This is a genomic window from Novibacillus thermophilus (genome assembly GCF_002005165.1).
GTDB classification, from domain to species: Bacteria; Bacillota; Bacilli; order Thermoactinomycetales; family Novibacillaceae; genus Novibacillus; species Novibacillus thermophilus.
This window is the reverse complement of sequence record NZ_CP019699.1, coordinates 3497588-3520153: the sequence shown is the minus strand read 5'-3', so window position 1 is coordinate 3520153 and position 22566 is coordinate 3497588. Positions and strand designations below refer to the sequence as shown.

19 protein-coding genes and 2 pseudogenes are annotated in these 22566 nt (G+C 54.2%); 20 read left to right on the top strand and 1 reads right to left on the bottom strand.

The window, feature by feature from the left end:
* Positions 1 to 204: 204 nt before the first annotated feature.
* From B0W44_RS17135 to B0W44_RS17060, 17 genes and pseudogenes are all read left to right on the top strand, one after another.
* The gene (locus B0W44_RS17135) at positions 205 to 1056 is read left to right on the top strand and encodes a 3-hydroxybutyryl-CoA dehydrogenase (RefSeq protein WP_077721087.1); all 852 of its coding nucleotides are present in this window, start codon (positions 205 to 207) and stop codon (positions 1054 to 1056) included.
* A gap of 232 nt (positions 1057 to 1288) precedes the next feature.
* The gene (locus B0W44_RS17130; RefSeq protein WP_418304109.1) at positions 1289 to 2410 is read left to right on the top strand and encodes an acyl-CoA dehydrogenase family protein; all 1122 of its coding nucleotides are present in this window, start codon (positions 1289 to 1291) and stop codon (positions 2408 to 2410) included.
* Between the two features lie 27 nt (positions 2411 to 2437).
* On the top strand, positions 2438 to 3583 hold the full coding sequence (locus B0W44_RS17125; RefSeq protein ID WP_077721085.1) for an acyl-CoA dehydrogenase: 1146 nt from the start codon (positions 2438 to 2440) through the stop codon (positions 3581 to 3583).
* Positions 3580 to 3861: a hypothetical protein gene (locus B0W44_RS17925; RefSeq protein ID WP_149027065.1), complete on the top strand. Its 282-nt coding sequence runs from the start codon at positions 3580 to 3582 to the stop codon at positions 3859 to 3861. The genes B0W44_RS17125 and B0W44_RS17925 overlap by 4 nt, the downstream gene beginning before the upstream one ends.
* Positions 3862 to 3940: 79 nt before the next feature.
* Positions 3941 to 7174, top strand: a complete 3234-nt coding sequence (icmF, locus tag B0W44_RS17120) for a fused isobutyryl-CoA mutase/GTPase IcmF (RefSeq protein WP_077721084.1) — start codon at positions 3941 to 3943, stop codon at positions 7172 to 7174.
* A 78-nt stretch (positions 7175 to 7252) separates the two neighbouring features.
* On the top strand, positions 7253 to 7687 hold the full coding sequence (gene rpoE / locus B0W44_RS17115) for a DNA-directed RNA polymerase subunit delta (protein WP_077721083.1): 435 nt from the start codon (positions 7253 to 7255) through the stop codon (positions 7685 to 7687).
* A gap of 165 nt (positions 7688 to 7852) precedes the next feature.
* Entirely contained in the window at positions 7853 to 9472 is a 1620-nt protein-coding gene (locus tag B0W44_RS17110) for a CTP synthase (RefSeq protein WP_077721082.1), read from the top strand.
* Between the two features lie 424 nt (positions 9473 to 9896).
* Positions 9897 to 11298: pseudogene (gene ltrA / locus B0W44_RS17105) on the top strand (group II intron reverse transcriptase/maturase).
* A gap of 231 nt (positions 11299 to 11529) precedes the next feature.
* Positions 11530 to 11901 (top strand): response regulator, encoded by a 372-nt coding sequence (locus tag B0W44_RS17100; protein ID WP_077721081.1) that lies wholly within the window; start codon positions 11530 to 11532, stop codon positions 11899 to 11901.
* Between the two features lie 71 nt (positions 11902 to 11972).
* Complete coding sequence (gene fba, locus B0W44_RS17095) at positions 11973 to 12833, top strand: class II fructose-1,6-bisphosphate aldolase (RefSeq protein ID WP_077721080.1); 861 nt, start codon at positions 11973 to 11975, stop codon at positions 12831 to 12833.
* A 104-nt stretch (positions 12834 to 12937) separates the two neighbouring features.
* A complete protein-coding gene (gene fsa, locus B0W44_RS17090) occupies positions 12938 to 13585 on the top strand; it encodes a fructose-6-phosphate aldolase (RefSeq protein WP_077721079.1) in 648 nt (215 codons plus the stop codon).
* Between the two features lie 417 nt (positions 13586 to 14002).
* Positions 14003 to 15283, top strand: coding sequence for a UDP-N-acetylglucosamine 1-carboxyvinyltransferase (locus B0W44_RS17085; RefSeq protein ID WP_077721078.1), 1281 nt, complete (start codon positions 14003 to 14005; stop codon positions 15281 to 15283).
* Between the two features lie 60 nt (positions 15284 to 15343).
* Positions 15344 to 16309, top strand: a complete 966-nt coding sequence (glpX, locus tag B0W44_RS17080; RefSeq protein ID WP_077721077.1) for a class II fructose-bisphosphatase — start codon at positions 15344 to 15346, stop codon at positions 16307 to 16309.
* A 70-nt stretch (positions 16310 to 16379) separates the two neighbouring features.
* A pseudogene (rho, locus tag B0W44_RS17075) lies at positions 16380 to 17650 on the top strand (transcription termination factor Rho).
* Between the two features lie 109 nt (positions 17651 to 17759).
* A complete protein-coding gene (locus tag B0W44_RS17070; protein WP_077721076.1) occupies positions 17760 to 18725 on the top strand; it encodes a peptidoglycan DD-metalloendopeptidase family protein in 966 nt (321 codons plus the stop codon).
* 121 nt (positions 18726 to 18846) lie between these two features.
* Entirely contained in the window at positions 18847 to 19047 is a 201-nt protein-coding gene (gene rpmE / locus B0W44_RS17065) for a 50S ribosomal protein L31 (RefSeq protein WP_077721075.1), read from the top strand.
* Between the two features lie 122 nt (positions 19048 to 19169).
* On the top strand, positions 19170 to 19547 hold the full coding sequence (locus tag B0W44_RS17060) for a hypothetical protein (RefSeq protein WP_077721074.1): 378 nt from the start codon (positions 19170 to 19172) through the stop codon (positions 19545 to 19547).
* A gap of 131 nt (positions 19548 to 19678) precedes the next feature.
* Here the strand turns inward: B0W44_RS17060 and B0W44_RS17055 are convergent, their stop codons facing one another.
* Positions 19679 to 20005 (bottom strand): helix-turn-helix transcriptional regulator, encoded by a 327-nt coding sequence (locus B0W44_RS17055; protein WP_077721073.1) that lies wholly within the window; start codon positions 20003 to 20005, stop codon positions 19679 to 19681.
* 160 nt (positions 20006 to 20165) lie between these two features.
* Here B0W44_RS17055 and B0W44_RS17050 point away from each other — a divergent pair, with 160 nt between their 5' ends.
* The 3 genes from B0W44_RS17050 to prmC all read left to right on the top strand — a co-directional run bounded on the left by B0W44_RS17050 (position 20166) and on the right by prmC (position 22504).
* A complete protein-coding gene (locus B0W44_RS17050) occupies positions 20166 to 20387 on the top strand; it encodes a helix-turn-helix transcriptional regulator (protein WP_077721072.1) in 222 nt (73 codons plus the stop codon).
* 150 nt (positions 20388 to 20537) lie between these two features.
* The gene (gene prfA / locus B0W44_RS17045; protein ID WP_077721071.1) at positions 20538 to 21605 is read left to right on the top strand and encodes a peptide chain release factor 1; all 1068 of its coding nucleotides are present in this window, start codon (positions 20538 to 20540) and stop codon (positions 21603 to 21605) included.
* A gap of 14 nt (positions 21606 to 21619) precedes the next feature.
* Positions 21620 to 22504: a peptide chain release factor N(5)-glutamine methyltransferase gene (gene prmC / locus B0W44_RS17040; protein ID WP_077721070.1), complete on the top strand. Its 885-nt coding sequence runs from the start codon at positions 21620 to 21622 to the stop codon at positions 22502 to 22504.
* The last annotated feature ends 62 nt before the right edge of the window (positions 22505 to 22566 follow it).

Here is a 22566-nt window from a genome sequence, read left to right as displayed (position 1 = left end):
CTTCCCACACGTATGGCAACGAGTAATTTTTACAAGCCCCAGTGCCCTTTACGGCGCCGGCAGAAGCAGTGACATTCATGTGACGCGGTGAAGTCACCCCTCTTCCGCTGCGAAATGGACGACATGTGCTGAGGACCTAAGGGGTGCAGCGCGCATTTTAAGATGGATCTAGGCGATGTGAATGCTTACTGAGGAGGAAATGTGATGCCGATTGAGACGATCATGGTCGTCGGAGCCGGACAAATGGGAAGTGGTATCGCTCAAGTGGCCGCCCAGTCCGGACATTCCGTAATCTTGCACGACATTAAGGCCGAATTGGCGGAGCGTGGGCGGGCGGCCATTGAACAGCGGTTGTCCCGCTACGTAGAGAAGGAGAAGATGTCGGGGGAGGAGAAGGCGGGTGTTTTGTCGCGGCTTCGCCTCTCAACTGAATTGGAACACGTGCGCCAGGCCGATATCGTCATCGAAGCCGTCACGGAAAAGATGGAAGTGAAGGCAGACCTCTTTCGCCGACTGGACGAGATGGCCCCTACGGAAGTCATACTGGCCAGCAACACGTCGTCTTTGCCCATCACTGAAATTGCGGCGGAGACCGGCCGCCCGGACCGGGTCATCGGCATGCACTTTATGAATCCGGTACCGGTGATGAAACTCGTTGAAATCATTCGCGGCCTGGCGACGTCCGACGGCGTCTCAAGGGAAGTAGAAAACTTGGCGCGCGCGATGGGCAAAACACCGGTCGAAGTGAAGGACTTTCCCGGATTCGTTTCCAACCGGGTGTTGATGCCGATGATTAACGAAGCCATTTACACCGTTTACGAGGGAGTCGCCACGCCAGAAGCGGTCGACGAAGTCATGAAGCTCGGGATGCATCATCCGATGGGACCGATCCAGCTGGCGGACTTCATCGGGTTGGACACGTGTCTTTACATTATGGAAACCCTTTACGAAGGATTCGGCGATCCGAAATACCGCCCGTGCCCGCTCTTGCGCCAATACGTCAAGGCCGGCTGGCTCGGGCGAAAAACCGGCCGGGGCTTTTACGCATACGACTGACAGTAGAAGGGCAATTCGCGACACCGACGAAGAAGCGGACAGTGCCAAACTGAGACCGTCAACGTGAAAATTGTGGATGACGAGGCAGTGGCTTCGTCAGATCTGCCTGGCATCCATTCAGCGCCTCCTTAAGGCGACCGCTCCTCGCTACTCCTTCGAAAGCAAAAGCTGAAGGAAACCCCATCTCCTCGCGAGTGGGTGACCTCATGTGAAGGAGGGGAAAACCGTGAACGTGCGGTTTTCAGAAGTTCAAGAGCAGCTGCGGCAGGCGATCCGCCAGTTCGCCCGAGACAAAATCGCTCCCCGAGTGCGCGAGATGGACGAGAAGGACCGGTTTCCACAAGACTTAGTGCAGGATATGGGATTAAACGGGCTTCTCGGCCTCCCGGTCGACAAGAAGTGGGGCGGGGCGGGTGAAAGGTGGACGACGTATGTGATGGCCATCGAAGAAATTTCGCGCGTCAGCGCCGGCGTAGGGGTCATCCTCGCCGTGCACACATCGGTGGGGACGATGCCGATTGTCACCTTTGGAACAGAAGAGCAAAAGGCCCGTTTCGTCCCGTCGTTAGCGAAGGGGGAGCACCTCGGCGCGTTCGCCTTGACAGAACCTGAATCCGGTTCTGACGTGAGAAGTATGCGGACGACAGCCAGGCGCGACGGGAATGATTACGTCCTCAACGGTATGAAAGCGTTTGTAACAAACGCTACATGTGCAGATACGTTTGTGACGTTTGCGTTAGCGGAAAAAGGCATCACCGCCTTTGTCGTAGAAAAGGGGAGCCCGGGGCTTTCATGCGGAAAGCAGGAGCGCAAAATGGGTCTCGGAGGGACGGGGACGGCGCCCCTCATCTTCGACGACGTGCGCGTTCCGGAAGAAAACCGGTTGGGCGAAGAAGGTGAAGGGTTCTCCGTCGCCATCGCGAGTTTGCTCGGCGGCAGAATCGTGATCGGCGCACAGGCCCTCGGCATTGCGGAGGCGGCGTTGGAGCTGGTGGTAGACTATGTGACAGAGCGGCGTCCGTACAGTCGACCTCTTGCGGCCATGCCCCTGGTCCAAAGCAAGCTGGGGGAGATGGTGGTTCAAGTGGAAGCCGCTCGGCTACTAGTATACCGCGCCGCCCAGTTGAAAGAAGAAGGCAAGCCGTGTGCGAAAGAAGTGGCCATGGCCAAACTGGCCGCGTCTGACGCTGCGATGCGGTTGGCGACCGAAGCGGTGCAACTGTTAGGGCATGAAGGTTGTACGAAAGAGTACGCGGTTGAACGTTTGTTCCGCGAGGCGAAAGTGACACAAATTTACGAGGGAACCAACGAAATACAGCGCATGGTCATCAGTAAAGAACTGTTGCGAGGTTGAATACATGGGCATGGGGGGAGGCTGCCGATGGATTTTAAACTGACGGAAGAGCACGACATGATGCGGAAAATGGTGCGGGAATTTGCCCTAAAAGAAGTCGCTCCCACAGCGGCTGAACGGGATGAAGAGGAGCGATTCGACCGCGGCATATTCGACAAAATGGGAGAACTTGGACTGACCGGCATCCCGTGGCCAGAAGAAGAAGGCGGCAGTGGGGCCGACTACCTCAGCTACGCCATCGCCGTGGAGGAGCTGTCGCGGGTGTGTGCTTCCACCGGCGTCACGTTGTCCGCTCACATCTCACTGGCGGGATGGCCGCTGCACACCTTTGCCACACCAGAGCAAAAACAGACGTTTTTGCGTCCGATGGCTGAAGGGAAAAAACTGGGGGCGTACGCCTTGACAGAACCCGGGTCCGGGTCCGACGCAGCGGCTATGCGGACGACGGCGGTACTCGACGGCGACAGCTACGTGCTCAACGGTACGAAAATTTTTACGACAAACGGCGGCGAAGCGGAAACGTACATCGTCTTCGCCGTCACAGACCCTGAAAAAGGACACCGGGGCATCACGGCCTTTATCGTCGAAAAGGGCACGCGTGGATTTTGCTTCGGCAAAAGAGAGAAGAAACTGGGCATTCGTTCCTCCCCGACGGTAGAACTTCTGTTTGAAAATTGCCGCATACCGGTAGATAACCGCCTCGGCGGGGAAGGACAGGGCTTCAAAATTGCGATGATGACGCTGGATGGGGGACGCACCGGCATCGCGGCGCAAGCGGTCGGGATTGCCCAAGGCGCCCTGGATGCCGCCGTGGCGTATGCCAAACAGCGGGAGCAGTTCGGCAGGCCGATCAGCCAGTTTCAGGCGATTCAGTTCAAACTGGCGGACATGGCGACGCGTGTCGAGGCGGCGCGGTTGCTCACGTACCGGGCCGCTTGGCTGGAAAGCGCCGGGGAACCGTACGGCAAAGCGTCGGCCATGGCCAAAATGTACGCCAGCGACACAGCCATGTACGTGACGACTGAAGCTGTGCAAGTGTTCGGGGGTTACGGCTACACTCGCGAGTACCCAGTTGAGCGCATGATGCGCGACGCGAAAATTACCCAAATTTACGAAGGGACGAACGAAATCCAACGCCTCGTCGTCGCGAGACATTTGTTGAGCGAGTCTTGACCTGGCGTTTTACCTTGCCAGTGTACAGCGGATCTGTTCTCGGCAGCCGCATGCCTGTGAACGCTTTTGACGCATTGCAGGTTCAAAAAGCAGAACAGAAAAAATCGCGGGACGTGTTCGGGTATTGGTGGTATGCTGTCGGGTTGTATTGCCGGAGGCGGCACTCTGCACATGGAAGTGCTACTCGTATGAAGCGGTATGCCGTCATGTTTTCGTTGCGAACTAAACTTCACAGCTTGCGTTCTACGCTGTGGAGGTGTGGTAGCGGCGGAGTGTGACGTTTTCGTCTGTGCTTTTGTGTTGGCATAAATGGCAGGTGGCCCGTGCCACCAAGCAGTATTAAAAGGGGAGTCGGATATGGAAAAGCCGGAAGTTTATCGACCTCAGCACCACGTCCGGTTTGTCACTGCGGCAAGTCTGTTCGACGGACATGACGCCGCCATCAACTTGATTCGCCGTTTGCTGCAGGCGAGCGGCGTGGAAGTCGTCCACCTGGGGCACAACCGCTCTGTCGACGAAATCGTGTCGGCTGCCATACAGGAAGACGTCCAGGGGATTGCCGTCAGTTCATACCAGGGCGGTCACATGGAATTCTTTCGCTACATGGTCGACTTGTTGAAGGAACGGGGTGCTGATCACATTCAGCTGTTCGGGGGCGGAGGGGGAGTGATCATTCCTCGCGAAATACGCGAACTGGAAGCTTACGGCGTCAACCGCATCTTTTCTCCTGTCGACGGGCGCAAGATGGGACTGCAGGGCATGATCAATCACATGGTGAAAGCGTGCGACTTTCCCCTGGAACGACAAGGAGGTTGGGACCAGCTGTCTCTCGACACGTCCGATTTTAGGGCGATTGCCCGTCGCATCACCGCTCGAGAACAGGCGGTCGGGCAGCAGGAAGAAACGCGGCAGCACACTGGAGAAAATAACCGTATCCCGGTTCTCGGTATTACGGGAACGGGGGGTGCAGGCAAAAGTTCCCTCACCGACGAACTCGTCCAGCGCTTTTTAGAGCAGTACCCCGACCGAACGGTGGCCATCCTCTCCATTGATCCGTCCCGGCAAAAGACGGGCGGGGCTTTGCTCGGTGACCGCATTCGGATGAATGCCATTCACCACCCGCGCGTCTACATGCGCAGTCTCGCGACGAGGAAAGCCCGCTCTGAGTTGAGCCACGCCACCCAGTCTGCTGTAGCTGTCTTGCAGCAGACTGGATTTGACCTGGTGATCGTCGAGACGAGCGGGATCGGACAGGGCGACTCCGCCATCGTCGACATAGCGGACGTGTCCCTCTACGTGATGACGAGTGACTTTGGGGCACCGTCCCAACTGGAGAAAATCGAGATGTTGGATGTGGCCGATGCTGTGGCCATTAATAAGTTCGATCGCCGCGGGTCAGAAGACGCCCTGAGGGAGGTGCGCAAACAGTACAAGCGCAATCACCACCTGTTCGACATCCCTGACGACAAACTGCCGGTCTTTGCCACGCGGGCTAACCAATTCCAAGATGTGGGAACGAGCCGTCTGTTCCGAAGCCTCATCGCTTTACTGAACGATAAGTGTGGCATCCGGTGGGAACTGCCGCCAGAACCGGCTGACTCCAGACAGACGGGGCCCATTATTCCACCGAACCGCGAACACTACCTGTACGAAGCCGCTCAGACCGTGCGGGATTACCGTGCCTTTTGCGAGGAACAAGTGGCTTTGGCCCGGGAGTGGTATCAGCTCGACGGGACATTGCGTACCCTAAAACGGCGTGAGTCCGAAGTTCCTGAACAGGTGATCGAACACGTGCGAATGGAAACGGAAGCGGCGCGCCAGCGCCTTGACCCTGAATGTCGACGCCTCATCGAAACGTGGCCAGAACTTAAAAAGCGGTACGAACGAGAGGAATTTGTCACAACGGTCCGCGGCCGAGAGAAGCGCACGCAGACGTACACGACCTCCCTTGCGGGGACGCGCATTCCGAAAGTGGCCCTTCCCCGTTACGAAGACTGGGGGGACGTCTTGCGCTGGCGGCTAAAAGAAAACGTGCCCGGATCGTTTCCGTTCACAAGCGGTGTGTTCCCGTTTAAACGGGAGGAGGAGGACCCGAAACGTCAGTTTGCCGGGGAAGGAACACCTGAGCGCACGAACCGCCGCTTCCACTACCTGTCAGAAAACGATCCCGCAAAACGGCTGTCTACGGCCTTTGACAGCGTGACCCTTTACGGCGAAGATCCGGATGACCGGCCGGACATTTACGGGAAAGTGGGCGAGAGCGGGGTCAGCGTGTGTACACAGGAAAACATGCACCAGCTGTTTGCCGGCTTTGACTTGTGCCATGCGAGCACCAGCGTGTCGATGACGATTAACGGACCGGCTCCGATTATTCTCGCCATGTTCCTGAACACAGCCGTCGATCAAGAGCTGAACCGGTTCCGCGAAGAAAAGGGGAGGGAACCGACGCCGGACGAAGCAGGTGAGATTGAAGCCGACGTGTTGAAAACGGTGCGCGGCACGGTGCAGGCGGACATTTTAAAAGAAGACCAGGGACAAAATACGTGTATTTTCTCCACAGAATTTGCTTTGCGTCTCATGGGGGACGTGCAACAGTACTTCATCGACCACGGCGTACAGAATTACTACTCGGTCAGCATCAGCGGGTATCACATCGCCGAAGCGGGTGCCAACCCCATCTCACAACTCGCGTTCACCTTAGCGAACGCCTTCACTTACGTCGAATACTTTGTCAGCCGGGGGATGGCCATCGATCAGTTTGCGCCAAATCTGTCCTTTTTCTTCAGCAATGGGTTAGATCCCGAGTACACAGTCATCGGGAGAGTGGCGCGCCGCATCTGGGCAACGGTCATCAAGCAGAAGTACGGCGGAAACGAGCGGAGTCAGAAGTTGAAGTACCACATCCAGACGTCTGGCCGTTCTCTGCACGCCCAGGAAGTGTCGTTCAACGACATTCGTACCACGCTGCAGGCACTCTTGGCCATTTACGACAACTGCAATTCACTCCACACGAACGCCTACGACGAAGCGATCACGACGCCGACGGAAGCGTCTGTGCGCCGGGCGATGGCTATCCAGCTCATCATTACGAAAGAGCTCGGGCTCGTGAAAAACGAAAACCCGCTCCAGGGCGCCTTCATCGTCGAAGAGCTGACCGACATGGTAGAGGAAGCGGTGCTGTCGGAGTTCGAGCGCATCAACGCCCGAGGTGGCGTCCTTGGTGCGATGGAGAACCAGTACCAGCGGAGCAAAATTCAAGAGGAGTCGTTGTACTACGAAACGTTGAAGCACTCAGGCCAGCTGCCAATCATCGGCGTCAACACGTTTTTGGGTGAAGGGGAACCGTCTGAAGCAGAATACCAACTGTCCCGGGCCACGGAAGAAGAGAAGAAGAGTCAGATCGAGCACGTTCGACAATTTCGACAGAAACACCGAAAAGAGGCTGAAGCGGCACTCAACCGCCTAAAACAAGTGGCAAAGGAGGGAGGAAACATTTTTAGAGAGCTGCGCAAAACAGTTCGCGTGGCCAGTCTCGGCCAAATCACCCGCGCTCTGTACGAAGTAGGCGGCAAGTACCGGCGGAATTTGTAACGTTTGACATTGCCCTTATATTGGTTAAAATAGTTGTGTCGCAGAAGGTCAGAATCGGGATAGAAGGGACGTGTCTCAATGGCAAAAAAAGCGGCATTGGAACTTACACCCGAGGAAGCGAAAGAAGTGCCGATGGTCGATTTAGTTTACGAGTTGTTGAAACAGTCGGAAGAACCTCTTCACTACCGTGACCTAACTGAGAAAGTAGCCGAAATCAAAGGATTGACAGAGGAAGGCATGCGGTCTTACATGGCACAGCTTTACACGGATATTAACATAGACGGACGTTTTGTTTGCGTCGGTCGCAGCCTGTGGGGCTTAAAAGAGCGGTACACGCTGGATCAGGCGTCAGATGCGGCAGTTGCCGCCAGTGTGAAAGACGACTACGATGACGACGATTACCTTGACGAGGAAGAAAGCGAATACGACGAGAGGGACACCAGAGACGAAGAAGACGATTTGCTCGTTTCGGAAGATGAGGATTTCGGGGACGACATCGGCGTAGACGACTAGATCGGGTTGACAAGGGAAGAAACTCCCGGTAGACTTAACGGTGGGCTTCATGAACTTAACGTCGTCAAAAATCGTGCCCCCTTCACAAAAAGGGCGGCACGTTTCTTTTTTGATGTGCATGCTTAAGATTCAGGCTATCGGTGAGAAGAAAGGAGCAACCGTCGTATGGCCAAATACATTTTCGTAACCGGAGGCGTCGTATCTTCCCTCGGAAAGGGGATTACCGCTGCCTCTCTCGGCCGACTCTTAAAAAACCGGGGTCTTAGCGTCACCATTCAGAAGTTTGATCCGTACTTAAATGTCGACCCCGGTACGATGAGCCCTTACCAACACGGGGAAGTCTTCGTCACAGAGGACGGGGCGGAAACAGATTTGGACCTTGGACATTATGAACGATTTATCGACATTAATTTAAACAAAAACTCAAATGTCACCACCGGGCAAATTTATTCTTCCGTCATCTCAAAAGAGCGGCGCGGCGACTACTTGGGTGCCACTGTGCAAGTCATTCCGCACGTTACAAACGAAATTAAAGACCGCGTCTACCGCGCCGGACGGGAAGATCACCCAGACGTGGTCATTACGGAGATCGGCGGGACGGTAGGGGACATCGAGAGTCTTCCGTTTTTGGAAGCGATCCGGCAGATCAAGAGTGAAGTCGGCCGGGAAAACGTCATGTACATTCACTGTACCCTAATCCCGTATTTGAACGCAGCAGGGGAATTGAAGACGAAACCGACGCAACACAGCGTGAAAGAATTGCGCAGTATCGGCATTCAACCGCAAGTGATTGTCTGTCGCAGTGAACAGCCGCTGTCACAAGAGATGAAGAACAAAATCGCTCTCTTTTGCGACATTGAACAGGAAGCTGTCATCGAAGCAGTCGACGTAGAGAATTTGTACGAGATGCCACTCCTGTTGCAAAAGCAACATTTCGACGACATCGTCGTCCGCCACTTGCAACTTCCGGAAGGGGAGGCGAACATGAGCGAGTGGCAGGCTTTAATCGAACGTGTGCGCAACTTGGCGCGGCAAACGACCATTGCCATCGTCGGGAAATACGTTTCGTTGCGTGACGCCTATTTGAGTGTGGCGGAGGCGCTCAATCACGCCGGCATTGCCCACGACACGGAAGTGAACATTCGATGGATTAATGCGGAAGACGTCCGTTCTGACAATGTGGCCGACTTGCTGCGGGATGTGGACGGCGTCCTCGTGCCGGGCGGTTTTGGCGACCGGGGCATTGACGGCAAAATGGAGGCGATTCGTTACGTGCGGGAAAACCGCATCCCGTTTTTGGGCATTTGTCTCGGGATGCAGGTGGCGTGTGTCGAATTTGCCCGCAACGTCCTCCATTTGGAAGGGGCCCACAGTTCAGAAATCAACCCGGACACATTGCACCCAGTGATCGATTTATTGCCGGAACAGAAGGATGTCGAGCGTTTGGGCGGGACGATGCGCCTCGGAATCTATCCGTGTCAAATCGAGAGAGGGAGCCGGGCGGAAGCAGCTTACGGACAAAACCTCATTTACGAACGGCACCGTCACCGCTACGAATTTAACAACGAATACCGCGATCAGATGGCGGAGGCGGGCATCCGGTTTTGCGGAACTTCTCCAGACGGCCGCCTGGTGGAAATGATCGAGCTGGAAGACCACCCGTGGTTTGTCGCCTGCCAGTTTCACCCTGAATTCACCTCCCGTCCGAACAGGCCACATCCGCTGTTCCAAGGGTTTGTCGGCGCGAGCGTCAAACGAACAGAGCAAAAGACCAACCTTTTTTAGCGAGGTTGGTCTTTTTTGTACGCCCAGCATGGGCGTCATCTATAGGGTGAAAGTCCCGAACGGGGGCTGGCGAGCGCCTACCGTAGTCAAAGGCAAGGGTGTCCGTCGCGAGGCGGAATCTGAAGGAAGCCGGAGACAAACGCACGGGTCAAGGTACACGAACTGGATTTGAGGCAGGATTAGTCGGATGAGTTGCCAGAACACAACGAAATCCAAAGCCGCCAAGGGCTCATCCTGTAAACTCCAGTGATCGCGGGCGGAAAGATGACGCTCTTATCTGGGGAGGCCTGCGGAACACGCGAAGTAACATCGTAACCGCAGTCGAGAGGCTGCGCTGAATCCGCAGGAGTCAGCAGAGGCCATAGTACGCAAGTACGGGGCGCCGGAAAGCGGAAGGGCCGAACCGAAAGGAGAGAGGAAACCGATGCGTTCGAGAGAAGAGCGCAGACAGCAGAATATCCCGCAAGGGAGCTGCCAACAGAGAGCAGCGGTGAAGCCGCGAGGGTATGTTGGAGCGCCGAGCTCTTCTCCGGCACAAGTCGCCCCTTCCTCTCGCGAAGACCATAACGACTTGCTGGACAGGATGCTTGAGAGAGAAAATCTCTTGCTCGCATACAAGCGAGTGGTCCGAAACGGAGGAGCGCCCGGAGTGGACGGAGTAACGGTAGCTGAACTGCAGGCTTACCTGAACACACACTGGGCACAGGTGAAAGCAGAGCTCCTAGCGGGAACCTACAAACCCGCGCCAGTCAAACGGGTGGAAATCCCCAAACCTGGAGGCGGCGTGAGGCTTCTAGGGATCCCGACCGCGATGGACCGGCTCCTCCAGCAAGCCCTGCTGCAAGTGATGCATCCGATCTTCGATGCTCACTTCTCATGGGACAGCTACGGCTTCCGACCAGGGAAGCGGGCCCATGATGCGGTCCTTCAAGCCCAGCGCTATATCCAGAGTGGATACAGATGGGTTGTGGACTTGGACTTAGAGAAGTGCTTTGACCGAGTAAACCACGACATGCTCATGGCGAGGGTAGCAAGAAGGGTGAAGGACAAGCGAGACCTGAAACTCATCCGGGCGTACCTCAACGCCGGAGTCATGGTCAACGGAGTATGCCAACGGACAGAGGAAGGGACGCCGCAAGGCGGACCGCTGAGTCCGCTTCTGGCCAACATCTTGTTGGACGACCTGGACAAAGAACGAAAGAAACGCGGGTTGCAATTCGCACGTTATGCGGACGATTGTAACATCTTTGTCGCTAGCAAGCGCGCAGGGGAACGCGTCATGGAATCGGTAATTCGCTTTGTAGAGGGAAAGCTGAAACTGAAAGTGAAGCGAGACAAAAGTGCGGTAGACCGCCCCTGGAACCGGAAATTCCTAGGGTTCAGTTTTCTGCCGGACAAACAAGCAACGATTCGGTTAGCCCCGAAGACCATCTCCCGATTCAAAGATAGAATACGTGAGATGACGAGTCGTTCACGGGCGATCTCCATGGAAGAGCGAATTAAACGGCTCAACCGCTACATCATCGGTTGGGTCAGGTACTTTCGACTGGCATCGATGAAGACGCACTGTGAAAGATTCGACCAATGGATTCGGCGCAGACTGAGGATGTGCCTATGGAAACAATGGAAACGGGTCAGAACCCGTCTTCGTGAACTTAGGGCCCTTGGCGTACCAGAATGGGCCTGCTTCATGATGGCCAATTCCCGCATGGGAAATGTCCCGGAATACAAACAATGCCCTTCCGACTTCCTACTGGGAAGCGAAAGGGCTGAAGAGTATGCTTTTTCGTTATATGGAACTTCGTCAACCTTTTGGAACCGCCTAGTGCGGACCCGCATGCTAGGTGGTGTGAGAGGACGGGGGCTAGCCGCCCCCTCCTACTCGATTACAAAAACTTTTTACAATTAAGAGGAAAATGGAACTTTTGATCGAAATATATAAAAAGAGTACCTCATAAGGAATCATCCGTCGTGCCTAGAATTCGTCACCCTTTTCCTCAAAAGTCACCATGAGTGAAGAGTCAAACGTTCGGTAAAGCGAAAGGAGATGCGTGAGCATGTGTGCGGACGGCAAGAAAATCCTAATTGTCGATGACCAATTCGGAATTCGGGCGTTGTTGAGTGAAGTGTTCAATCAAGAGGGTTACGAAACATTTCAGGCGGAAAACGGAAGGGTCGCGTTAGAGATTGTGAATAGGGAAAAACCGTGTCTAGTCCTTCTCGACATGAAAATACCAGGGATGGACGGTCTCGAAATTTTAAAGCAGATTAAAAAAATGGAACCCGACATGAAAGTGATTATGATGACAGCCTACGGTGAACTGGATATGCTGAAGGAAGCGTCTAAACTCGGAGTCCTTCGTCATTTTACCAAGCCTTTCGATATAGAAGAGTTGAAGTTGGAAGTTAACAAACAAATGGCAGGGTGATCACTCCCTTTTTCCCAGGCAAAGTGATATAATGTCCCACGTGAACAGTTCATGTGAAGGAGGGCTTCCCCATGCCACTTGTTCCGATGACGGAATTTTTGCCACAAGCTAAGCGGGAACGTTTTGCGGTGGGACAGTTCAACATCAACAATTTGGAATTCACTCAGGCGATAACAGAGGCTGGCCAGGAGGAACAGTCTCCGCTTATTTTCGGTGTGAGTGAGGGAGCGATGCGGTACATCGGGCTGGATTACGTGATCGCCATCGCACGGACGGCAGCGGACAACTCCGGTCTGCCCATCGCGTTGCACCTGGACCACGGCAGCAGTTTCGACGTGGTCATGAAATGTATTCGAGCTGGGTTTTCCTCCGTCATGTTTGACGGTTCGCACTACCCGTTAAAAGAAAACATCCGCTTAACGAAAGAGGTGGTCAAAGCAGCGCACGCTGTAGGGGTCTCCGTAGAAGGAGAGTTAGGCACGATCGGCGGTGTGGAAGACGACGTCAGCGTCGACGAGAGCGAAGCGGCCCTAGCCAAACCGGAAGAGGCGATTCGCTTTTACGAAGAGACAAACGTCGACGCTTTGGCTATCGCTGTCGGGACTGCCCACGGCATGTACCGGGGAGAGCCGAAAATTCGTTTTGACATCATTGAAGAAGTGAGTCGCCAAGTGGATGTGCCCATCGTGTTGCACGGCGGGTCGGGCGTGCCGGATGAATCTATTCAGAAAGCCATCTCGTTAGGTGTCGGAAAGGTGAACGTCAACACGGAGAGCCAAGTCGCCTGTACGAAGACCGTGCGAAAACTGCTGAACGAAGACGATACCCTTGTCGATCCGCGCAAATATTTGGGGCCTGCCCGCGACGCCATTAAAGAAGTCGTCAAACACAAGATGCGCCTGTTTGGCAGTTCTGGAAAAGCTCCGCTGTAAGCGAGTGTCTGCTCGAAGAGTCGGAGACATACCGTACAAATCCCCCTTGCGAATGGCAAAGGAATCAGATCATATACTGTAACGAAAAGGAGCGTGACGGAACTGTGAAAATTTTTATCGACACCGCCAACGTAGAGCAAATCAAACAAGCTTACGAGCTCGGCATACTGTCCGGTGTGACGACCAACCCGAGTTTAGTGGCTAAAGAAGGCCGCAACTTTGAAGAAGTTTTGCGCGAAATTGCGGACATTGTCGGAGAATTGCCTGTCAGTGCCGAAGTGGTGAGTCTAAAAGCGGACGAAATGGTCGCGGAAGGTGAGAAGCTGGCAGCGATCGCGGACAACATCGTCATTAAAGTTCCGATGACGATGGAAGGGTTGAAGGCCGTCCACCGATTTACGCAAAAAGGAATTGAGACGAACGTCACCCTCATTTTTTCCGCAAACCAAGCCCTCCTGGCGGCGCGGGCGGGAGCCTCTTACGTGAGCCCGTTTATCGGCCGCCTTGACGACATTAACCAGGACGGATTGCAACTGATCGCGGACATCGCGGAAATTTTCGATATTCACGGACTGCCGGCAGAAATTATCGCGGCCAGCATCCGCCACCCCGTCCACGTGACAGAAGCGGCGAAACTGGGGGCCGACATTGGAACGATGCCGTTTAAAGTCATTGAACAAATGGTCAAGCACCCTTTAACCGACCAAGGCATCGAACGGTTTCTCGCCGACTGGGAAAGCGCGAAGAAATAAACGCCGACATTTCACGTGCCTCCTCGAAAACACGTGTCGCCCCGGCGGATGAGACCTTACAACCAACGGGACGTTCTGACAGTGGGGGAAGGGAATTGTCTCAAAGCAATTCCCTCTTTCCCTGCGTTAACGGAACGGAAATTTCCTTCCCCTCCACGACACACATCTTTTCCAATTCGGTTTACAACTTAATGGTGGTCAAAGTGGCACAGGGGCGTTTCCTTTCTGAATCAGTCGAACACTCTAAGCACTCTTGTTCGCCCCACTTCAGGTCCACTCATTTGTACGATTTGCCGTTGAATGAGTGCGTCCTGACTGTGCTATAATGGACAGTGATTGTGCAACAGTACTTCACTTCACCATGAATGTAAAGTTTTAACATAGACCCAAACATGAAAGAGTGGAGGATGTCTCCGAATGGAAATATTAAAAATAAAAGGCGGCCGTCCTCTCCGCGGAACCGTACATATTAGCGGTGCGAAGAACAGCGCTGTCGCTTTAATCCCCGCAACGTTGTTGGCCGATACGCCGACTGTCGTAGAAAATCTGCCGGACATCCGCGACGTACACATTTACCGCGAATTGCTGGAACGGTTAGGGGCTAAAGTGAGGCAAGATGGGTCGGTCATGGAGGTCGACACACTCAACCTGACCAACGTACCGCTCGTCAACGGAAACGTGAAACAACTGCGTGCCTCGTACTACTTAATGGGGGCGTTGCTCGGCCGTTTCAAAGAAGCCGTCATCGGAATGCCCGGCGGCTGCAATTTAGGACCTCGCCCGATTGACCAACACTTGAAAGGTTTTGAAGCCCTTGGCGCCACAGTGTCCTATGAACAAGGAGCCGTCCGTCTAGCGGCAGAGCGTCTCGTCGGCTGCCGCATTTACCTTGACGTCGTCAGTGTCGGCGCCACGATCAACATTATGTTAGCTGCATCCCGGGCCGAGGGACAGACGGTTATCGAGAACGCAGCCAAAGAGCCTGAAATTATTGACGTCGCGACCATTTTAAACGCCATGGGGGCGAAAATCAAAGGAGCTGGTACAGATGTGATCCGCATCTACGGAATGAACGCATTGAGCGGTTGCCGTCACCCGATCATTCCCGACCGAATTGAGGCAGGCACTTACATGATTGCCGCCGCTGCGACGAAAGGTGATGTCACAATCGACAACGTCATTCCGAAACACTTAGAACCGATCTCCGCTAAACTGCGTGAGATGGGCGTCACTGTCGAAGAAAAAGAAGACTCTCTTCGAGTGGTGGGCGTCGATGCCATTCGCCCAGTGGACATCAAAACCCTTCCTTATCCCGGTTTCCCCACCGATCTGCAACAACCGGCGACAGCTCTTTTGACAGCAGCCGACGGTACGAGTATCGTCACCGACAACATCTATTCTTCCCGCTTCAAACACGTCGACGAACTGCGTAGAATGGGAGCGCAAATTAAAGTCGAAGGCCGGTCGGCGGTCATAGAAGGCGCAACCCCCCTTCAAGGGGCGCGGGTCAAAGCGACTGACTTGCGGGCAGGCGCAGCCCTCGTCGTGGCTGGATTAATGGCAGAAGGCATCACGGAAGTGACGGGAGTTGAGCATATCGACCGCGGCTACGAACACTTGGAGAGGAAGTTAAATTTGCTCGGCGCCGAGACGTGGCGGATAGAGGAGAGGGCGCGTTCGTTCTTGCACCAGAAATAATGTAACATATATACTATATTAGGTTACCATTATTTCGTTCATTGGGAGGATGAAGGTGTCGTGGAACGAAGTCTAGCAATGGAACTGGTGCGAGTCACCGAGGCGGCCGCCCTCGCTTCTGGTCGATGGATGGGCCGCGGGAACAACAACGGAGCGGACAACGCGGCGACCGAGGCCATGCGCGCAGTGTTTGACACCATTCCGATACGGGGAACCGTCGTCATCGGCGAGGGAGAAAAGGACGAAGCCCCGATGTTGTACATTGGTGAGCGCTTAGGGATGGGGTACCCGCCTGAAGTAGATGTGGCGGTCGATCCGTTGGAAGGGACAAACATCGTGGCTAAAGGACTGTGGAACGCTATTTCCGTCGTGGCGATCGCAGAAAGGGGTTGTCTGTTGCACGCTCCCGACATGTACATGGAGAAAATCGCCGTCGGACCTGAAGCTGTGGGGCATATTGACATAGATGCACCGGTCGCCGATAATTTAAATGCCGTCGCCGATGCGCTGGGGCGCGATGTGAAAGATCTGGTCGTGTCCATTCTCGATCGGCCCCGCCACAGTCAACTGATTGAAGAAGTGCGTTCAGCCGGTGCCAGAATCAAGCTCATACCCGACGGCGATGTAGCGGCTGCCATTAATACGGCATTCCCGGATACGGGTGTCGACATCTTGATGGGCGTAGGCGGTGCACCCGAGGGCGTCCTTTCAGCAGTCGCCTTGAAGTGCCTCGGAGGAGAAATTCAAGGACGGCTCATGCCTGAAGACGAGACGGAATACGAACGCTGCCGCAAGATGGGATTGTCTGATCCGAAGCAAGTGTTGAAGATGAGCGACCTCGTCAAGGGGGATGACGCCATTTTCGCTGCGACAGGAGTGACAGACGGCGAGTTGTTGGAAGGAGTGCGCTACCGCGGTTCAATCGCTACGACCCAGTCGCTCGTCATGCGGGCCAAAACCGGTACGGTACGCTTTATCGACGGCAAACACCGTTTAGAGAAAAAACCGAATTTTGTAGGGGAATAAACAAACGCCTATAGGGCAATGATGGAGAAGTAAACTGCGTGTGAGAGAAAGTGGTGGATACGTTGTGGAAATGCATTTGGGTGACCTTGAAAGCAAGAAATTGACTGAATTGTACAAACTGGCAAAAGAATACCAGATTCCTTATTACAGCCAGATGAAAAAACAAGAACTCATCTATGCCATACTGAAAGCTCAAGCGGAAAAAGACGGGCTGACGTTTATGGAAGGTGTGTTAGAGATTTTGCCGGAAGGGTTCGGGTTCCTCCGCCCGATCAATTACCTCCCCTCCTCGGACGATATTTACATCTCCGCCTCGCAAATCCGGCGATTTGACTTGCGCACGGGTGATCTCGTGTCCGGTAAAGCTCGGCCTCCGAAAGAAAATGAACGTTACTTCGGCATGTTGCACGTGGAAGCCGTCAACGGGAAAGATCCGGAAACAGCGGCTGGAAGACTGCACTTCCCAGCTTTGACACCGCTCCATCCGAACCGGAAATTCCAGTTGGAAACGACGCCAGACCGACTGTCAACGCGGATCGTGGATTTAATTTCGCCTGTCGGATTCGGGCAGCGCGGTTTAATCGTATCGCCCCCAAAGCTGGCAAAACTGTTCTCCTCAAAGAAATTGCCAACAGTCTAGTCGCCAACCACCCTGAAATTGAGTTGTTCGTCCTCTTGATTGACGAGCGGCCGGAAGAAGTGACAGATATGCAACGTTCCATTAAAGGGGAAGTGGTCAGCTCGACTTTCGACGAGATGCCGGAAAACCACATTAAAGTGGCTGAACTCGTGCTGGCGCGGGCACAGCGCCTCGTCGAACACAAAAAAGACGTCGTCATTTTGTTGGACAGCATTACCCGGTTGGCGCGGGCCTACAATCTGGTCATACCGCCCAGCGGACGCACACTGTCCGGAGGGATTGACCCGGCTGCGTTTCACCGCCCAAAGCGGTTTTTCGGATCGGCGCGCAACGTAGAAGAAGGTGGCAGCCTGACGATACTCGCGACAGCACTGGTCGACACCGGCAGTCGAATGGATGACGTCATTTACGAGGAATTCAAAGGGACGGGCAACATGGAGTTGCATTTGGAGCGCCGGTTGGCAGAACGTCGCATTTTTCCTGCCATCGACATCGTCCGTTCCGGAACGCGGCGCGAGGAGTTGCTCCTCTCAAAAGACGAGTTGGATCGGTTGTGGGCGCTGCGTAAAACGATGTCTGACCATCCGGACTTTACAGAAAGCTTTTTGCGTAAACTGAAACAGACGGAGACAAATGAAGAGTTTTTGGCCACTCTCGAAAACCAGTCTTCCGTAAAACACACGCGTTCATCGACGGCGTAAGGGAGACACCTGCATCATATTGAGACAAGTCATGGGCATACGTTCCTAGTAGAAGGACACATCTTGACACAGAGGTGGTGGGTGACTCCTGAAGCGAAAGCAGATCGTGATGTCGTCGTTAGGATTGTGTACAGCCTCCTGGTTATTTCCCGTTCACGGAAACGCGGCGTACGCTGTGCCCGTACAGCCTCCGGAAAACCCCGACGCCATTCGGGAACAGATTGCCGAAGAAGCCGTATACCGGTTCTACAATCCTCTCGCATCTCTGGAACACGCGAAACCGTTGAAACAGTCGGACAAACCGATGACGTACAAAATAAAACCCGGCGACACACTAAGCGAAATAGCGAAGCGTTTTGATTTGACCACACGGCAACTCGCGGACTTTAACCAGATCCAAAACATTCATGCCATCCGCGCCGGTCACACGCTGAAAATCCCGTACCGCGAAGAACAAATTCGGATCAGAGAAGAGCGCGATCTCGCTTCACTGGCCGAACAGTACAACGTATCCGAAGGGTTGATGAAACGGTTTAACCCAGAGTTGACACAAACGGGCGGCTTGTACGTCGGCCAAGTGGTGTCCGTGCCGAAGCGGATAAAGGTTCAGCGTCCAAGTCCAAAACAAAAAAAACTTCACGGCGGCCAAAACAGCGTTCAAATCGCTTCCCGCCCGGCGAACGAAGAGAGTGGGCATTTCAGTGGCAGTTTTTCGTGGCCGGTGGGCGGACAGCTGACGAGTGGGTTCGGCAACCGAAACGGCCGTCTGCATCGCGGGATTGACATATGGAACGAACAGGAAGGGAACACCCCCATTAAAGCGGCGGCCTCTGGTGTCGTCAGCCGTGCCGGGCATGCTGGGGGCTACGGCAATCTCGTCGTCATCGACCACGGAGACGGGTGGTCGACGTACTACGCGCACTTGCGCGTGATGAACGTCAGCCGGGGACAGAGTGTTTCCAGTGGCGACGTTATCGGGTACATGGGGAAGAGCGGTAACAGCACCGGTTATCACCTCCACTTTGAAGTGCGGAAAAACGGCGAAAACTTAGACCCGATGAGTGTTTTGCCCTGATTTTTTTCGTTCCTTGCAAGGGAAAGAAGATCCGTGCTATAATCGTACTCGCGCTTATGTATTGAATGGTACTTTGATCACATCGAACGTAACAGTAAGGTGGAAAAGAGGTGAAAGAACGATGCGAACGGCCATTCATCCTGAATACAAAATAACCACCGTCACCTGTGCATGTGGCAACACATTTGAAACGGGCTCAACGAAAGAAAACTTGCGCGTAGAAATCTGCTCTGCGTGCCATCCGTTCTTTACCGGCAAACAGAAATTCGTCGACACTGGCGGACGGGTAGACCGGTTTAAGAAAAAGTACAACCTTAAATAAAAAGCAACGGCAAAAAACGGCAGGCAAGCATCTGAATGACACGCTTGCCTGTTTTTATTTAGAAACGGAGCGACTGTAACCTCCCTTCTTGGACACACTAAGGCCAAGGAGGTGGCGTTAGTGTGAGTACGTACCAAAGGGTTGCGCTCATCTTCAGTATCGTGTTCCTCCTCATCTGGGCACTTGCCGCTTGTGCGGCAGACGACCAAGCCCAAGAGCGGGAGGACGACAGCTTCACTCACACGGGTGTACGGGCCCCTGAAGAACGAGATGATCGCTATCCGCGAACGGATGGGGACAACAATTACAGCAGACAAAACCCGAACATACGGGTTGGCGATCCGACACCGCGGACAGTCAGTGCCGATGCACGGAGAATGGAGCAGGCCGCGGAAAACGTCGACGGAGTGGAGGATGCGACGGTCGTCATCTTAGGAGGGAATGCGTTGGTACGCATTGACCTGGCCCCCATGTCGCCCGATCCCGGGCGCCAGCGATAGAAGAGGAAGTTGCTCGCCAGTTGTTTGACATCGTCCCGCGCTATGAGTTTCGCGTCAGTTCCGACGAACGGCTGTTTAACCATCTTTCAACCGATGAAGGAAACCTGGCAGCGTAGGAAAACTGCCGGGTTTCAACTTCTCTCCCGAATAATTTGCCAAATGCGGATGAGTTCCTGTTTTTGTTGTTCGGGGGCGTTGCGGAAATCTTGGACAAACCATTCTGTCTGCGGGTCGTACACCGTCTTTTTTTCGTGGCGTGACAACAGTTCGTCGATGCTCACTTGAAAAAAGTCGGCCAACCGCTCGACCATCATCAAGTCGGGAACGCGCTGACTCGTTTCCCACATGGCAATCGTGCTTCGGCTAACGCGAATATGCTTAGCCAATTCAGATTGAGATATGCGGTGTCGTTTCCTCAAACGGCGTAAGCTGTTTCCTAACGTCGGTTTTTCGGTCATATCCGCGCCTCCTCATAACAGATTATCACGGAGAGTGACAAAAATAAAGACAGTCACCGAAAGTGTCTGAAACATTTTTACATTGTCACTAAATGTGATATACTCTTAATGGTGTGTTTCCACAGTATTTCCACACGTGAGAGAAGCGGAGAGTGGTAGGATGAAGCGCCATAAACTCATCGCATTGCGCAGAGAACGTGGCATGACACAAGCAGAAGTGGCCTCCGCGTTAGGAATATCGCGTAGCATGTACGCGATGATCGAACTTGGGAAACGTGTGGGCAGTTACTATACATTGAAACGCATATCGGACTTTTACGATTGCCCGCTTGAGGAAATACTAGAGACTGGACAAGCTGACGAGTCGAATAACGGGGGGTGAACAAACATGTCAAACCATTCAGGGACGCGACGCAGGCCGCTCCCAAGTCCAACCGGGAACGGTCCTCAACCGATGTAACACTTTTCTTATCCTTCGGAGTGTATTATAATATAAAGATGTTATCCATTGTGGAAACATCGAGGTGGGACAATGCTAGACAAATTGCAGGCGATCGCAGATCGTTACGAAGAGCTGAACGAGCTGCTCTGTGATCCGGACGTCGTCAGCAACCCGGATAAGTTGCGCAAATACTCGAAAGAACAATCCGACCTGGAAGATAAATACGAAGCGTACAAACAGTACAAATCCGTCAGTGAGCAGCTTGCCGACGCCAAATCGATGCTTGAGGAAAAGCTCGACGCTGAAATGCGCGAGATGGTCAAGCTGGAGATCGAAGAACTTTCCGAGCGGAAAGAGAAACTTGCGGAGAAAATTCGCCTCTTGTTACTTCCGAAGGATCCGAATGACGACAAAGACGTCATCGTCGAAATACGCGGTGCAGCCGGCGGCGAAGAGGCCGCCCTCTTTGCCGCCGACCTCTACCGCATGTACACCCGTTACGCTGAGCGAAAAGGGTGGAAAACAGAAATAATTGAAGCAAACTACACCGGGCTGGACGGCTTTAAAGAAGTGATATTCACCGTTCAAGGAAAGGGAGCCTACAGCCGTTTGAAATACGAGAGCGGAGCTCACCGCGTGCAGCGGGTGCCAACGACCGAGTCCGGCGGGCGCATCCACACGTCCACCGCCACGGTCGCTGTACTTCCGGAAGTGGAAGAAGTGGAAGTGGACATTGATGAGAAGGACTTGCGCATTGACACGTTTTGCTCCAGCGGACCGGGAGGGCAGAGCGTGAACACGACGAAGTCAGCCGTGAGGATTACCCACGTCCCGACCGGTATCGTCGTGTCGTGTCAGGACGAAAAATCGCAAATTAAAAACCGGGAAAAGGCCATGCGGGTGTTACGTGCACGCTTGTTGGATAAATACCGGCAAGAAGAACAGGCGAGACTGGCAGACAACCGTAAAACACAAGTGGGGACAGGGGATCGCAGCGAACGAATCCGAACGTACAACTTTCCGCAAAGTCGCGTCACAGACCACCGCATCGGTTTGACGCTGCACAAGCTGGAATACATCCTCGACGGGGAGCTAGATGAGATTATCGACAGCTTAACGATGCAAGAACAAGCCGAATTGTTAAAGCAATCGTCATAAAAAGGAACTTGAGCATGGTGAGAACGATCCGAGAAGCCCATCGTTGGGCTTTTTCCTTTTTACAACAAAACGGAGGGCAGTCGGCGGAAGATGCCCGCTTTATTGCGGAGCGGTTGCTGCGCCACTTGTTGGGGTGGGATCGCGCCCGTTTTTTTGCGGCCTTGGATGAACCGTTTCCTGAAGAGTTGTGGCCAGCGTTGCGCCGCTTAATTGAGGAGAAGGGTCAAGGCATGCCGCTGCAATACTTGGTCGGATCACAGGAATTTTACGGGCGGGAGTTTCGCGTTTCGCCGCACGTTCTCATTCCACGTCCCGAAACTGAGTGTCTCGTCGAATCGGTATTGGAGCGAGCGGATACCTTATGGCAAACCGCTGCCCCTTCCGTTGTCGATGTCGGATGCGGTAGCGGGGCCATCGCCGTTACGCTGGCAAAGGAACGGCCGTCATGGGATGTGACTGCCATCGACTTGTCGAAAGACGCGTTGCGAACAGCTCGGGACAACGCCGCACGGCATAAAGTGGAACGGCGCATCCGTTTCCTGCAAGGCGATTTGTTGATCCCTCTCGTTGAAGGGAAGGAACGCGTCGACATCGTCGTCTCCAATCCCCCTTACATTCCGACTCGGGATCTTGAGACACTGGCAGTCGAAGTGCGGGAACACGAGCCGAGATTGGCGTTGGACGGCGGAGAGGATGGATTGGACGTTTACCGACGGCTGGCGGCCATGCTGAAAGATGTGGTGAAACGTCCAAAGGGGATAGTGGCACTGGAAGTCGGCGCTGGTCAGAGTCGAGAAGTGGCGTCCTTGTTACACCAAAGCCTTCCGCACGGTAAGATCGACGTCGTCAAGGACCTGGCTGGGATCGACCGCGTCGTCGTTTTGTACTGGACCTGCTGAACGGGATCACTTACTGCCAAGCGGTATGGACATGGATGTCAAGTCAAGGTGCACATCGGCCG